Here is a 14,371-nt window from a genome sequence, read left to right on the forward strand (position 1 = left end):
TGCGGCGTCGGGGAGGGGCTTCCCTCATTTGGTAGGGAGGGGATGTCCGTGACGGGTATCCGCAAGGTGTTTGCCGCCGTCCTCGTCGGACTGGCAGTGACAGTGTCCGCCGCCGCCCCGGCGGCGGCGCGGACCGCTCAGGCCGCCCCGGCGGCTCAGGCCGACAAGCTCAAGCTCGCTGTGGCCGGCGACGGGGCTCAGGGCGTCACCATCCAGGCCAGCTACGCCGATGGTCGCCGGCTGGAGCAGGTGGTGCGACTGGTCCTCACCGCCACCGGCCCCGACGGGCAGAAGGTCGGGCCTGTGCAGTTGGAACCGCAGCCCGAGGGGCAGGGTTTCTACAGCAGCGGTCCGGTGCTCTCCACTGGCACCTGGAAGGTGACTGTGAACTCCCCCGCCCCGTTGCAGAGCAAGGCCACCGCCACGGTGCAGGCCCGCGCGGCGCAGTCGCCGCCGGTGCCCGAGCCGGTCGCGGTGAACAAGGCGACGGACGGGGCCGGCGGGGCGGGCGCCGGTTGGTGGCCGTTCGCGGCGGCCGGTCTCGTCCTGGTGGCCGCGGCGATGGGGGTGGCCATGCTGTTCGGCCGCCGCCGCACCGACTGATCAACCAACGCGCGTTCAACGACCGGGCCGGGCCGCGACGAGCGGCCCGGCCCGTTGTCGTCTGACCCGGGCGTGATCGACTCGACATTCATGAAGCCGCGCCTTCCCGGCCCCCGGGTCACCCCGACTTTCGGGAACACGAGTGGATCAAGGCGCCGAGCCCTGTCCCGCCGCGCTCAGAGGATGGCGCGCAGCGCCGCCAGGTCGTCGTCGCTGGGCTCCCAGGTGCCGGCGGCGGCGTTGGCGCGCACCTGCTCGGGCGTGGTGGCACCGGCGATCACCGAGGTCACCGCCGGCTGAGCGGCCAGCCCACCGATCGCCACCTGGAGCATCGTCAGCCCCCGCTCGGCCGCGTACGCCTCGATCGCCTCGATGGTGTCCCAGTCGGCTGCGGCGAGCCGCTCCGCGTACCGGCCACCGCCGGAGAGCCGACTGCCGGCCGGCGGCTGGGCCTCACGCCTGTACTTGCCGGTGAGCAGACCGTTGGCGAGCGGGAAGAACGGCAGCATGCCGAGGCCGAACCGCTCACACGCCGGGATCACCTCGGCCTCCACCGAGCGCTCCACCAGGCTGTAGTGGTTCTGCGCGCTGATGAAGCGGGACCGGCCGTTGGACGAGGCGACCCAGTCCGCGTCGGCGATCTGCCAGCCGGTGAAGTTGGAGTTGCCCAGGTAGCGCACCTTGCCGTCGCGGACCAGGTCGTCCAGGGCGGCGAGGGTCTCGTCGATCGGGGTGCCCGGGTCGGGCTCGTGCATCTGGTACAGGTCGATGTGGTCGGTGCCGAGCCGGCGCAGCGACGCCTCCACAGCGCGGGCGATGTAACGCCGTGCACCACGCGCGCCGTAGTCCGGCCCGTTGAGGCCGTTCATGTCCATGCCGAACTTGGTGGCCACCACCACGTCGTCCCGGCGACCCTTGAGCGCCTGCCCGAGCAGCTCCTCGGAGCTGCCCTGCGGCTCACCGTAGATGTCGGCGGTGTCGAAGAACGTGATCCCGACGTCCAGGGCGGCGTCCACCACCGCCCGGGTGCCGTCGAGGTCGAGCTTGCGGCCGAAGTTGTTGCAGCCGATGCCGACCACGGACACCACGAGCCCGGAGTCGCCCAGCCGGCGATAGGTCATCTCAGTCACGAGATCCACCCTATGCCGGCCCGGCGCGGGCCACTGCGGCGGCGGCTCAGCCGACCACCTCGGTGACCAGCTCACGGGCGGCGTTGATGGTCGCGGCCAGCTCGGCCGGACTTCTGCCGACGCCACCGAGCAACGCCTGCGCCGGTGGGGATCACCCGACGTCCCAGACCGGTTCCGGGGTCTCCACCACCTCGCTGTCACCTCGGAACAGCACGAACCGGTCGAACGAGCGGGTGAACCAGCGGTCGTGGGTGACAGCGATCACCGTCCCCTCGAAGGCGTTCAGGCCCGCTTCGAGCGCTTCCGCGCTGGCCAGGTCGAGGTTGTCGGTGGGCTCGTCGAGCAACAGCAGAGTCGCCCCGGACAGCTCTAACAGCAGCACCAGGAACCGGGCCTGCTGCCCGCCGGAGAGCGTGCCGAAGCGCTGGTCGCCCTGCGCGGCCAGCTCGTAGCGACTGAGCACACCCATCGCCGCGTGCCGGTCCATCCCGGTGCGGTGCTCGTCGCCCCGCCAGAGGATCTCGACGAGCGTCTTCGACATCAGCTCAGGCCGGTCGTGGGTCTGGGAGAAGTGCCCCGGGCGGACTCGGGCACCGAGGCGAGCCGTGCCCTCGTGCACCACCGGGGCGAGCGCGCCCGCGCCGTCGACCGGCCCGTTCGCCGGGTCCGGGTCGGTGCCGCCGCGGGCCAACAGCCGCAGGAAGTGCGACTTGCCGGTGCCGTTGGCGCCGAGCACCGCCACCCGGTCGCCGTACCAGATCTCCAGGTCGAAGGGGAACGTCAGGCCGTCGAGCTCGAGCTGCTCGCAGACGACAGCGCGCTTGCCGGTCCGTCCGCCGGCCAGGCGCATCCGGATGTCCTGGTCCTTCGGCGGTACGGGCGGCGGCCCGGCCTCCTCGAACTTGCGCAACCGGGTCTGCGCGGCCTGGTAACGCGAGGCCAACCCGTCGTTGTACGCGGCCTTCTGCTTGTACATCAGCATCAGCTCGCGCAGCTTCTGGTGCTCCTCGTCCCAGCGCCGGCGCAGCTCGTCGAGGCGGGCGTGCCGAGCCACCCGAGCCTCGTGCCAGCTGGCGAAGCCGCCCGGGTGCACCCAGGCACTGCCACCCTCGACGGCGACCACCCGGTCGGCGCTCTGGGCCAGCAGCTCGCGGTCGTGCGAGACGTAGAGCACCGACTTCGTCGACTCGCGCAGTCGCGCCTCCAGCCAGCGTTTGCCGGGCACGTCGAGGAAGTTGTCCGGTTCGTCGAGCAGCAGCACCTCGTCCGGGCCGCGCAGCAGCAACTCCAGGGCGAAGCGCTTCTGCTGGCCGCCGGAGAGGGTACGCACCGGACGGTCCCGTACGGCGTCCCACGGCTGGCCGAGCACGATGGTCGCGACGGTGTCGAAGAGCACCTCGGCGTCGTACCCGCCGGCCTCACCCCAGGCGCCGAGCGCGTCGGCGTACGCCAGCTGGGCCTTGCCGGCGGCGTTGCTGAACTTGCCGTGGGCCTCGGCCGCCCGCATGGCCGCCTCGGTCTCGCCGAGCCGCCGGCCGGCATCGCGAAGCGCCGGCGGGGCCAGCGACAACGCCAGGTCGGCGAGGGTGGACTCGTCACCGATCATGCCGATGAACTGGCGCATCACACCAAGCCCGCCGGCCCGCGCGACGACGCCGCTGCGCACCGGCAGGTCGCCGGCGACCATCCTCAGCAGCGTCGTCTTTCCCGCGCCGTTCGGCCCGACCAGGGCGACCTTGCTGCCCTCCCCGACCCGGAACGACACGTCGGCGAAGAGTTCCCGACCGTCGGGCAGGATGTGCCCGACCGCTGCCACGTCCACGTATCCCACGCCGGGATCCTGCCCCAGTGAGGGTCGGGGGGTATATCCAATTACCGGGTGACGCGCAGCACCCGGAAGCCCTTTTGGCTGGCGTACCGCTCGACCTGCCAGCTCTGTTCGGTGAGCCAGCGTTGCAGCGAGTCGCCGCCGAGGTGCCGGGCGACGACCAACCAGCCGACGCCGTCCGGGGCGAGTCGGGGCAGCCAGCGCAGCAACAGGTCGTGCAGCCCGTCCTTGCCGATCCGGATGGGCGGATTCGACCAGATCTGGGCGAAGCGGACGCTGTCCGGAACGTCGTCCGGCGCGCTGACCCGGACCCGGTCGGCGGCGCCGACCCGAGCCGCGTTGGCTGCGGTCAGCTCGCGGGCCCGGGCGTTGACGTCGACGGCCCAGACGGTGCTGGCGGGCGCGAGGTCGGCCAGCACGCAGCTGATCGGCCCGAACCCGCAGCCGAGGTCGAGCAGGTCGCCGGTGGTGTCGACGGTGGGCAGCTCGGCCTTGCGCAGCAGCACCGCGGTGCCGGGGTCGAGGCGGCTGGCGGAGAAGACCCCGCCGGCCGAGGTGAGCCGGTAGTCGCGGTCGGCGACGGAGAACTCGACCTCGCGCGCCGGGGCGTCGCTGGTGGGCTGAGCGGTGAAGTAGTGGTCGCCGGTCACCCGGCAATTCTCGCACCGGTCCGGGGCGGACCTAACACGGCCCACACGCACATTTCCCCGATATTACCCCCTAAAGGGACAATGACTCCTACTCTGGGCGACATGGTGTATCGGTACCAGTCCGATGAGGACGCTTTCGAGGAGTACCCGGAGCCCGGGTCCGACCTGTCGGTGCTCGGCGCCGGTCCGCCCCCAGCGGCCGGGCCCTCTCCGTCGCGCTTCCCCACGCCGTCGCTGCCCCGACCGAACCAGCTCTCGCTGCCCTCGTCGCAGCCGGCGCCGGCTCGTCCGCAGCTCGGGCAGGCCGCCCGCGCCGATGCGCCGCAGCCACTGCCGACGCGTGCCGACATCCCGCCCGCCCCGCCGCGCAGCCAGATCTACACCTCGGCCACGTCTGCGGAGCCGCCCACCCGGCGCGGCGGCGGCCGGCTGTGGCAGGTACTGATCGGCGGCGCAGCCGTCCTGGTGCTGCTCGCCCTCTGCGGCCTCGGCGCCGCCGCGCTGCTCATCAACCGCGACGAGCAGCCGCAGAGCAACCCGACGTACCAGCCGAACGCCGCCCCGACGTCGGCAGCGGCGGAACGGCTGGCCCTCGACTCCCGGGACACCGACCAGGCCCCGCTCACCGCCAAGGAACTCTTTCCCGGCAAGGAGCTGAAGCTCACCGACGGCCAGCCGAGCTACCAGGTGCTCAAGACACAGTCCAGCGGCAGTTGCGCCGTCGCCGCCACCGACGAGGTCGCCGACCTGCTGGTCCGGCTCGGCTGCAACCAGATCGTCCGGGCCACGCTGAGTACGCCCGACGACAGCCACCTGGTCACCACCGGCCTGTTCAACCTCACCGACAAGGTCAGCGCGGAACGAGCCCGAGACCGGCTCCGGCAACTGCTCGACGAGCGGCAGGGCCGTTTCCGTGGCCTCACCGCCAACGACGGCGACGGCACCGACGTCCTGGCCAACGCTCCGGCACGCGTCGGCTGGCAGGTCCGTGGCCACTACCTGGCGTACGCGCTGGTGGTCCGCAAGGACGGGGCGGCGGTCAAGGCGGGTGACGCCAAGGTCCGCGAGATCCTGTTCGACATGATCGAGCTGCACCTCAGCCGGGGCGTGCTGCAGAGCCGGGCCGACGGTGGCACCGCCGCACAACCGACGACGGCACCTACCGGCAGCAACGCCGACCAGGGCGATCTGCCGGGCGACTGACCCCGCCGACGGTCAACCCTCGATCGGGACCCGCAACCGGCGGGTGAGGGTGGCGCGGTGGGCGTACTCGGCCGGATCTGCCGGGTAGCCGACGGCGACCAGCGTCAGCCCGCGTGCGGGGGCCACAGTCACCTCGCTGGAGCGCTCCCGCTGGGTGAGCAGAGTTCCCGGCCACTCGACCGGGCGGCGGCCGTCCCCGGCCACCAGCATCGCACCCACCAGGCTGCGCACCATCGCCTGACAGAACGCGTCGGCCTGCACGGTCGCGACCAGGATGCCGTCCGGGTCGCGACGCCAGTCCAGCCGGGTCACCTCGCGCAGCGTGGTGGCGTGCTCCTTGCGCCGGCAGTACGCGGCGAAGTCGTGCTCCCCCACCAGCCCGGCCGCGGCGGCGTTCAGCGCGGCCAACTCCAACGGCTTCGGCCAGGCCAGCACCTCGTGGCGGCGCAACGGCTCGACGCCGAACGGCGCATCGGTGACCCGGTACTCGTAGCGCCGGAAGGTGGCCGAGAACCGGGCGTCGAAGTCGGCCGGCACCTCGGTCATCGCCCGTACCCGCACGTCGGTGGGGAGCAGCCGGGCCAGGCGACGCAGCAGCCGTCCCTCGTGCTGCCGCCACACGTCCACCGGCAGGTCCACATGGCACACCTGCCCAGTGGCGTGCACTCCCGCGTCGGTTCGCCCGGCCACCGTCAGCCCGGTGGCCGTACCGACGCCGAGGACCAGGTCCAGGGTCTCGACGAGCACCCCCGCGACGGTGCGCCTGGTCGGCTGGGCTGCCCAGCCGGAAAAGTCGGTGCCGTCGTACGAGACGTCCAGCCGCAGCCGGATCCGCTCGTCCACCTCGTACCTCCCGTTACGGGTCGGGCCCGACACCCCGATGGGGTGCCGGGCCCGACAATGCCCTTTGATCAGGCCTTGTTCTCGGTGGCCTCGTCGCTGTCCTCGCGGGCGGCGTCGGTGTCACCGGACGCCGACACCGGCGCCTCGGAGTCCTGGTCGGCCGGAGCCGACTTCGGGGCCTCGTCGGCCGGGGCGAGCGCCTCGACCTTGTCCTGCTGCGCGGCCTTGCGGGCGGCGGTCTTCTTGTTCGCCTTCGGCTCGGCGACCTGAAGCTCCTCCACCAGCTCGATGATGGCCATCGGCGCGTTGTCACCCTTGCGCGGACCGGTCTTCACGATCCGGGTGTAACCGCCGGGGCGGTTGGAGTACCGGGGCGCGATCTGGTCGAACAGGGCGTAGACCACGTCCTTGTCCTTGACGACACCCAGCACCCGACGCCGCGAGGCGAGGTCACCGCGCTTGGCCTTCGTGATGAGCTGCTCGGCCAGCGGGCGCAGCCGCCGGGCCTTCGTCTCGGTGGTCTGGATCTTCCCGTGCTGGAACAGCGCGGTCGCCAGGTTGGCCAGCATCAGCCGCTCGTGCGAGGGGCTGCCGCCGAGGCGGGGGCCCTTGGTGGGCGTGGGCATTTTTGGTGCTCCTCAGTTGTGGCGGCAGCGCGGACTAGAGCTGCTCGGTCTCGCGGTAGTCGTCGGTGTCGTAGTCGGCCTCGCCGAAGGTGTCCACGACGTTCGCCGGGTCGAAGTTCGGAGCCGAGTCCTTCAGCCCGAGACCCATCCCAGCGAGCTTCATCTTGACCTCGTCGATCGACTTCTGACCGAAGTTGCGAATGTCGAGGAGGTCGGCCTCGGTACGCCCGATGAGCTCACCAACGGAGTTGATGCCCTCGCGCTTGAGGCAGTTGTAGGAGCGGACGGTGAGGTCCAGCTCCTCGATCGGCAGAGCGAGGTCCGCCGCCAGCTGGGCGTCCTGCGGGGACGGCCCGATGTCGATGCCCTCGGCGGTCTCGTCCAGCTCCCGGGCGAGCCCGAACAGCTCCACCAGCGTCGAACCGGCGGAGGCCAGCGCGGTACGCGGACCCATCGACGGCTTGGTCTCGACGTCGATGATCAGCCGGTCGAAGTCGGTGCGCTGCTCGACACGGGTTGCCTCGACGCGGTAGGTCACCTTCAGCACCGGCGAGTAGATCGAGTCGACCGGGATCCGGCCGATCTCGGCGCCGGACTGCTTGTTCTGCGCAGCCGTCACGTAGCCCCGGCCCCGCTCGACGGTCAGCTCCATGTCGAGCCGGCCCTTGCCGTTCAGGGTGGCGAGCTTGAGATCCGGGTTGTGCACCGAGACGCCGGCCGGGGGCTGGATGTCGCCCGCGGTCACGTCGCCCGGACCCTGCTTGCGCAGGTACATGCTGACCGGCTCGTCGTGCTCGGAGCTGACGCACAGCTCCTTGATGTTCATGACGAGCTCGACCACGTCCTCCTTGACACCGGGGATCGTGGTGAACTCGTGCAGCACACCGTCGATCTTGATCGAGGTGACGGCCGCGCCCGGGATCGACGACAGCAACGTACGCCGCAGCGAGTTACCCAGGGTGTAGCCGAAGCCCGGCTCCAGCGGTTCGATGGCGAACCGGGACCGGGTCTCGTTGATCGACTCCTCGGAGAGGGAGGGTCGCTGGCTGATGAGCATCTTTTCTCTTCTCTTCCGGGGCGCCCGCTATTTGACGCCCACGACACAAACTGTTCCGGTGGCCCGCCCCGAAGGGCGGGCCACCGAACGAGCTCGGACTACTTGGAGTAGAGCTCGACGATCAACTGCTCCTGGACCTGCGTGTCGATGACCTGCCGGGCCGGGAGGGAGTGCACGAGCACCTTCATCTGGCTCGGGATGGCCTCAAGCCACGCCGGAACCGTCTTCGAGCCGGCCTGAGCCTGCGCGACGATGAACGGGGTGAGCTCCTTGCTCTTGCCCCGAACCTCGATGATGTCGTGCTCCTTGACGCGGTACGACGGGATGTCGACCTTCTTGCCGTTCACAGTGAAGTGACCGTGCTTGACCAGCTGGCGGGCCATGTCCCGCGAGTGGGCGTAGCCGGCCCGGTAAACGACGTTGTCCAGCCGCGACTCGAGGATCTGCAGGAGGACCTCACCGGTCTTGGCCTGCTTGCCAACGGCTTCCTCGTAGTAACCGCGGAACTGCTTCTCCAGCACGCCGTAAACCCGACGGGCCTTCTGCTTCTCGCGGAGCTGGAGCAGGTACTCCGTCTCCTTGGTGCGGCCGCGGCCGTGCTGCCCGGGCGGGAACGGCCGGGACTCGAACGGGCACTTCGGACCATCGCACTTGCTGCCCTTGAGGAACAGCTTCATCTTCTCCCGCCGGCAACGGCGGCAGTCTGCACCGGTGTAACGAGCCATCTCTCTCTACCTCTCAGACCCGGCGACGCTTCGGCGGACGACACCCGTTGTGCGGCTGCGGGGTGACGTCGGCGATCTGCCCGACCTCAAGGCCCACTGCCTGCAGCGAACGGATGGCGGTTTCCCGGCCGGAGCCGGGGCCCTTGACGAACACGTCGACCTTGCGCATGCCGTGCTCCATGGCGCGACGCGCGGCAGCCTCGGCGGCCAGCTGCGCAGCGAACGGAGTCGACTTGCGGGAGCCCTTGAAGCCGACCTGGCCAGCGGAGGCCCAGGAGATGACCGCACCGGTCGGGTCCGTGATGGACACGATGGTGTTGTTGAACGTGCTCTTGATGTGCGCCTGCCCGTGGGCGACGTTCTTGCGTTCCTTGCGCCGGACCTTCTTTACAGCGGCTCCGGCACGAGCCTTCGGTGGCATAAGTCTGTGCGCTCCTAGTTGACTTTCCGGATTGGGTTGCGGCCTGACCCACCTCGGCGGCGGCCGACCCCGTCATCCGGTCAAGAACTACTTCTTGCCGGGCTTCTTCTTGCCGGCGACGGTCCGCTTCGGGCCCTTGCGGGTCCGTGCGTTGGTCTTGGTCCGCTGGCCACGCACGGGCAGGCCCCGGCGGTGCCGGATGCCGGCGTAGCAGCCGATCTCAACCTTGCGGCGGATGTCAGCGGCGACCTCGCGGCGCAGGTCGCCTTCAACCTTGTAGTTGCCCTCGATGTGGTCGCGGAGCTGCACGAGCTCCTCGTCCGTGAGGTCCCGAGCGCGCTTGTCCGGCGAGATGCCGGTAGCGGCGAGTGTCTCCAGGGCGCGGGTGCGACCGACCCCGAAGATGTAGGTGAGCGCGATCTCCAACCGCTTTTCGCGGGGGAGATCCACGCCGACTAGACGTGCCATGTGCGGGCGTACTCCTCGTGATGTGTGGCGGAGGTGTGGACCCGTCCCACCCCGCTACCGGCCGTCCCGTCTTTCCGACGCGGTGAGCGCCGGCGACCGGGATCGGTCGCTGCCCGAGCGGGCCCCGGCCTCCGACCGGGGGTCAACCACGCAGAGGTACGTCTGGCGTACCGCTCGCGGCTGGGACGAGCATGTGTGATGTGTGTGTCGCTGGGGATCTGCCTGGACCAACGCCACCCGGCCGTGCTCCGGCCGGACGGGCTGAGTCAGCCCTGGCGCTGCTTGTGGCGCGGGTCGCTGCAGATGACCATGACCCGGCCGTGCCGGCGGATAACCCGGCACTTGTTGCAGATCCTCTTGACGCTCGGCTTGACCTTCACGGTTGCCTTACTTCCCATCTGGCCCGGCTACGCGCTCAGCGCGACGCCGGACGTCGAAGACGGACACGGGACTTCCCGGCCGTCGTCAGGACTACTTGTAGCGGTAGACGATGCGCCCGCGGGTCAGGTCGTACGGCGAAAGTTCGACGACGACCCGGTCCTCCGGAAGAATGCGGATGTAGTGCTGCCGCATCTTGCCGCTGATGTGAGCCAACACCTTGTGGCCGTTCGCGAGCTCCACCCGGAACATGGCGTTCGGCAGGGGCTCGATGACCCGACCCTCGATCTCAATGGCTCCGTCTTTTTTCGGCATGTCCTCCGCTGTCCTGACGTCGATTGCTCCGGGCGGCCCACAACGTCTTACACGGAAATCTGATCAGAATCAGAAGCCCGCGCCAGCCGCGGCTCCAGCTCCCACCGAAGCGCAGGGTGGGCATGCCGGAGTGGACGCTGTGCGCCGATCTGAAAGTATACGCCGGCCTGCGGGTCGCTGCCAAACCGGCCACCCGACACCAGCCGACCGTACCCCGGGTCCAGCAGCTACAGGATTGGCCAGCGAGCAGGCCGACCATCCATCCCGGCAAAGCAGCGACTTCCGGCCAGCACCACCCCTCACCCGGTACTTGAGCTCGAAGCGGGCGGGAGGCACGAGAGCACTCAACAGCAACAACCATCCGCGGCTCCCCCAACGGAGGTATGTGGCAATTGCGAGGTGGGGCAGACACCGAGAAAGTCCTTGAGTAAGTTGCATTGGCTACAACGAGTGTCAGCACATCTCCCTGCAGCCCGCCAGTCAATTCCGACTGGGCCTTGACTCGCATTGAGAGACAGCTATAGCGTAAGGCGCAAGATGGCGGTAATCGCCAATGACATGTAGGGGGATCTTATGAGTTCGTTGCGATCTAAGGTCATGACCACTGCCGCCCTCGGAGTAGGCGCGGTAGTGGCGACAATGACCCTGACGTCGACCGCGGCCTACGCCCATCAGCTCGGCCTGAACCACGGAACTGATTACGGATGGGTAACCTCAACGCACACGTACATTGGCGTCTGCGATAACGAAGCCGACAACCACGGCGTTAGGGTCGAGTACATCACCAACAAGGGCGGCATGGACAGCGTGGGAGACGGAAACGGAAGCGCTGGCGGCTGCGGCGGCGAGAATCCGTTTGACGGGGGCACCGTGGATCGGGCCCGAATCTGTGAGGCCAACGACTGCACGTCTTGGTACTACGCGTAAAAGTTGACCTGTTGGAGGGGCCGTATTTCGGAGGCGGCCCCTCAAACAACGATCCCAGCAGTCGCGCATTGGATTACGGATCCGTAGATAATAGTGAGCGCCCTAGAGCCCTCTCAGCGAAACCCGACTTCTATCCATTCAGGCGATCTTACCCACATTCGCGGGAAGATGTTAGACAGCCCCGTTCCTTAACGCTCACAGAATTCCTCGGAACTCAACTGCCCGAGCCTCGACCTGCCCCCATCCGCTGCGGTAAGCACCCAGGCGCCATCATGAAGAATGGCTAGGGTGTGCTCGACATGCGCAGCCACGGACCCGTCTCTGGTCACCACTGTCCAACCGTCGGACAATTCTACGGTGCGGGGCGAGCCCATCGTGATCATCGGCTCGATGGCTAACGCCATGCCGGGGACCAGACGCGGACCCTTGCCCGGCCGACCGTGGTTGAGCACGTGTGGGTCCTGGTGCATCTCGGTGCCGATGCCATGCCCGCCGTAGCCGTCGACGATGCCGTACCGGCCGCCCTTGCGGACAGCGGTCTCCACTGCGTGCGAGATGTCGGTGAGGCGGCCCTTGCCGCTGGCCGCACCACGCGCGGCGGCGGCGATGCCGGCCCACATCGCGTCCTCGGCGACCTCAGCCATCTTCAGCAGCGCCGGGTCGACGTCACCGACCCCGACCGTGATCGCGGAGTCGCCGTGCCACCCGTCCAGCACCGCGCCGCAGTCGATGGAGATCAGGTCACCGGCCTGGAGCACCTGCTTCGGCGACGGGATGGCGTGCACGATCTGCTCGTTGACCGAGGAACAGATCGACGCCGGAAAACCGTGGTAGCCCTTGAACGACGGAACGCCGCCCGCCTCGCGGATAGTCGCCTCGGCGATGGCGTCCAGATCGGCGGTGCTCACACCGGGGGCGACAGCCTCCCGCATCCGGCGCAACGCCTCGGCCACCACCAGCCCGGCGGCCCGCATCTTCTCGATCTGGTCAGGGGTCTTCAGCTGGATGTCCAGCTGGGGACGACGCATGGAGCGGTTACCTTTCGTTGCCGAACAGCGGGGCACATAACGCGTACCCCGCTGTTCGCACTCTATCCGCCGTGGCCCGGCCGGACCTCAGCCGCCGTACGACCGCAACGCGTCGATGGCCCGGGTGGTGACGTCCTCCACCGGCCCGGTGGCGTCGATCCCGACCAGCTTGCCCTGAGCGCCGTAGTAGTCGACCAGGGGTGCGGTCTTCTCGCTGTACTCACGAAGCCGCGTGGCGATGGTCTCCGGCTTGTCGTCGTCGCGCTGGAACAGCTCGGCGCCGCACCGGTCACAGATGCCGGGCCGGGTGGTGGCATCGAACTCGACGTGCCAGATCTTGCCGCAGCCCCGGCAGGTACGCCTGCCGGAGAGCCGCCGAATCACCTCGTCGTCGTCGACGACCAGCTCCAGGACCAGATCCAGGGCGGTGCCCAGATCGGCCAGGAGCTTGTCCAGAGCGGCCGCCTGCGGAGTCGTCCGCGGGAAGCCGTCGAGCAGGAAACCCTCGCTGGCGTCGGGCTCGGCCAGCCGGTCCCGGACCATGTTGATGGTGACCTCGTCCGGAACCAGCTCGCCCGCATCCATGTACCGCTTCGCCTCGACACCGAGCGGCGTGCCCTGGGTGACGTTCGACCGGAAGATGTCTCCGGTCGAAATCTTCGGCACCGAGAGGTGCGCGGCGATGAACTCGGCCTGCGTGCCCTTGCCCGCGCCCGGCGGGCCAACCAGAACGAGTCTCATCTACCGCAGGAACCCTTCGTAGTTCCGCTGCATGAGTTGGCTCTCGATCTGCTTCACGGTCTCCAGACCGACGCCGACCATGATGAGCACAGCGGTGCCGCCGAACGGGAAGTTCTGGTACTGCTGGTTGTCCAGCCAGATGAAGAAGAAGTTCGGCAAGATCGAGATGACGCCGAGGTAGAGCGCGCCCGGCAGGGTGATCCTGCTGAGGATGAAGTCGAGGTAGTCGGCAGTCGGCTTGCCCGGGCGGATGCCCGGCACGAATCCGCCGTACTTCTTCATGTTGTCAGCGACCTCGGTCGGGTTGAACGTGATGGAGACGTAGAAGTACGTGAAGAAGATGATCAGCAGGAAGTAGACCGAGATGTAGATTGGGCTGTCTGGTGCCGCCAGATTGTTCTCGATCCAGATCTGCGTCTTGCTCTTGTCGGTCTGGTCGAAGAACTGCAGCGCCAACTGCGGCAGGTAGAGCAGCGACGAGCCGAAGATGACCGGGATCACACCCGCCTGGTTGACCTTGAGCGGGATGTAGGTCGACGTGCCGCCGTACATCCGCCGGCCGATCATCCGCTTGGCGTACTGCACCGGGATCCGGCGCTGCGCCTGCTCGATGAAGGTGACCGCCGTGATGACCACCAGGACCAGCGCGATGACCAAGGCGAACATGTCCCAGCCCTTGCTGGTCTTGATCTGCCAGCCCTCGCTGGGCAGCCGCGCCGCGATCGAGGTGAAGATCAGGACGGACATGCCGTTGCCGACGCCGCGGTCGGTGATCAGCTCACCGAGCCACATGACCATGCCGGTGCCGGCGGTCATCGTCATCACCAGGATGGCCAGGGTCAGCCAGTCCGGGATGCCGGTGCCGGTGGGGATGATCGGGAACTGGTCGCACTTGTTCTGGAACAGCTGGCCCGAGCGGGCCAGGGCCACGAACGCGGACGCCTGCAGCACACCGAGACCAAGAGTCAGGTAGCGGGTGTACTGGGTGATCTTCGCCTGACCGGCCTGGCCCTCCTTGCGGAGCTGCTCCAGGCGGGGGATCACGACGGTCAGCAGCTGCAGGATGATCGACGCGGTGATGTAGGGCATGATGCCCAGCGCGAAGACCGAGAGCTGTAGCAGCGCTCCGCCGGAGAAGAGGTTGAGAAGGTTCACCACCCCGGTGGTGTCACCCTGGATGGTGTCGAGGCACTTCTGCACGTTGCCGTACGAGACGCCCGGGCTGGGGAGCGTTGCACCCAGCCGGTAGACCGCGATGATGCCTACTGTGAACAGCAGCTTCTTGCGCAGGTCAGGCGTACGGAACGCACTGAGAAAGGCGGACAGCAACTTCTTCCTCCTGCGCGCGGCGGGCCGCCGGTGATCCCTGGCGGGTCGGGGTGGATCACGAGCGAGTGCCCGCAATCCATGGCTGGGATGGGACTCTAA

At 68.6% G+C, this 14,371-nt stretch carries 16 protein-coding genes; 2 read left to right on the forward strand and 14 right to left on the reverse strand.

Annotated features, from left to right (window positions below):
* Positions 1 to 48 precede the first annotated feature (48 nt).
* On the forward strand, positions 49 to 603 hold the full coding sequence (locus AB0K35_RS06190; RefSeq protein WP_363884046.1) for a hypothetical protein: 555 nt from the start codon (positions 49 to 51) through the stop codon (positions 601 to 603).
* A 176-nt stretch (positions 604 to 779) separates the two neighbouring features.
* On the opposite strand, the gene AB0K35_RS06195 is transcribed toward AB0K35_RS06190, so the two are convergent.
* From AB0K35_RS06195 to AB0K35_RS06205, 3 genes are all read right to left on the reverse strand, one after another.
* Positions 780 to 1,742: an aldo/keto reductase gene (locus AB0K35_RS06195; RefSeq protein WP_238667539.1), complete on the reverse strand. Its 963-nt coding sequence runs from the start codon at positions 1,740 to 1,742 to the stop codon at positions 780 to 782.
* A 142-nt stretch (positions 1,743 to 1,884) separates the two neighbouring features.
* A complete protein-coding gene (locus tag AB0K35_RS06200; RefSeq protein WP_238667538.1) occupies positions 1,885 to 3,564 on the reverse strand; it encodes an ATP-binding cassette domain-containing protein in 1,680 nt (559 codons plus the stop codon).
* A gap of 41 nt (positions 3,565 to 3,605) precedes the next feature.
* Positions 3,606 to 4,211 (reverse strand): methyltransferase, encoded by a 606-nt coding sequence (locus AB0K35_RS06205; protein WP_238667537.1) that lies wholly within the window; start codon positions 4,209 to 4,211, stop codon positions 3,606 to 3,608.
* A 102-nt stretch (positions 4,212 to 4,313) separates the two neighbouring features.
* Here AB0K35_RS06205 and AB0K35_RS06210 point away from each other — a divergent pair, with 102 nt between their 5' ends.
* Positions 4,314 to 5,414, forward strand: a complete 1,101-nt coding sequence (locus AB0K35_RS06210) for a hypothetical protein (protein WP_238667536.1) — start codon at positions 4,314 to 4,316, stop codon at positions 5,412 to 5,414.
* A gap of 12 nt (positions 5,415 to 5,426) precedes the next feature.
* On the opposite strand, the gene truA is transcribed toward AB0K35_RS06210, so the two are convergent.
* The 11 genes from truA to secY form a co-directional block, all read right to left on the reverse strand.
* Positions 5,427 to 6,257, reverse strand: coding sequence for a tRNA pseudouridine(38-40) synthase TruA (gene truA / locus AB0K35_RS06215; protein ID WP_363884049.1), 831 nt, complete (start codon positions 6,255 to 6,257; stop codon positions 5,427 to 5,429).
* 68 nt (positions 6,258 to 6,325) lie between these two features.
* Positions 6,326 to 6,883, reverse strand: coding sequence for a 50S ribosomal protein L17 (gene rplQ / locus AB0K35_RS06220; RefSeq protein ID WP_091402374.1), 558 nt, complete (start codon positions 6,881 to 6,883; stop codon positions 6,326 to 6,328).
* Positions 6,884 to 6,917: 34 nt separating this feature from the next.
* On the reverse strand, positions 6,918 to 7,940 hold the full coding sequence (locus AB0K35_RS06225; RefSeq protein ID WP_053653923.1) for a DNA-directed RNA polymerase subunit alpha: 1,023 nt from the start codon (positions 7,938 to 7,940) through the stop codon (positions 6,918 to 6,920).
* Positions 7,941 to 8,038: 98 nt separating this feature from the next.
* The gene (rpsD, locus tag AB0K35_RS06230; protein WP_030489600.1) at positions 8,039 to 8,665 is read right to left on the reverse strand and encodes a 30S ribosomal protein S4; all 627 of its coding nucleotides are present in this window, start codon (positions 8,663 to 8,665) and stop codon (positions 8,039 to 8,041) included.
* Between the two features lie 13 nt (positions 8,666 to 8,678).
* On the reverse strand, positions 8,679 to 9,086 hold the full coding sequence (rpsK, locus tag AB0K35_RS06235) for a 30S ribosomal protein S11 (RefSeq protein WP_030329919.1): 408 nt from the start codon (positions 9,084 to 9,086) through the stop codon (positions 8,679 to 8,681).
* A gap of 87 nt (positions 9,087 to 9,173) precedes the next feature.
* Positions 9,174 to 9,554 (reverse strand): 30S ribosomal protein S13, encoded by a 381-nt coding sequence (gene rpsM / locus AB0K35_RS06240; RefSeq protein WP_030329917.1) that lies wholly within the window; start codon positions 9,552 to 9,554, stop codon positions 9,174 to 9,176.
* Between the two features lie 266 nt (positions 9,555 to 9,820).
* Positions 9,821 to 9,934: a 50S ribosomal protein L36 gene (gene rpmJ, locus AB0K35_RS06245; protein ID WP_043965539.1), complete on the reverse strand. Its 114-nt coding sequence runs from the start codon at positions 9,932 to 9,934 to the stop codon at positions 9,821 to 9,823.
* A gap of 91 nt (positions 9,935 to 10,025) precedes the next feature.
* Positions 10,026 to 10,247: a translation initiation factor IF-1 gene (gene infA, locus AB0K35_RS06250; protein WP_007073013.1), complete on the reverse strand. Its 222-nt coding sequence runs from the start codon at positions 10,245 to 10,247 to the stop codon at positions 10,026 to 10,028.
* A 1,115-nt stretch (positions 10,248 to 11,362) separates the two neighbouring features.
* A complete protein-coding gene (map, locus tag AB0K35_RS06255; RefSeq protein ID WP_363884052.1) occupies positions 11,363 to 12,202 on the reverse strand; it encodes a type I methionyl aminopeptidase in 840 nt (279 codons plus the stop codon).
* A gap of 87 nt (positions 12,203 to 12,289) precedes the next feature.
* Positions 12,290 to 12,943, reverse strand: a complete 654-nt coding sequence (locus AB0K35_RS06260) for an adenylate kinase (RefSeq protein ID WP_088950228.1) — start codon at positions 12,941 to 12,943, stop codon at positions 12,290 to 12,292.
* Positions 12,944 to 14,272, reverse strand: a complete 1,329-nt coding sequence (gene secY / locus AB0K35_RS06265) for a preprotein translocase subunit SecY (RefSeq protein WP_238667533.1) — start codon at positions 14,270 to 14,272, stop codon at positions 12,944 to 12,946.
* Positions 14,273 to 14,371: the final 99 nt, after the last annotated feature.

Origin of the sequence: Micromonospora sp. NPDC053740, assembly GCF_040677775.1 — a bacterium.
GTDB classification, from domain to species: Bacteria; Actinomycetota; Actinomycetes; order Mycobacteriales; family Micromonosporaceae; genus Micromonospora; species Micromonospora alfalfae.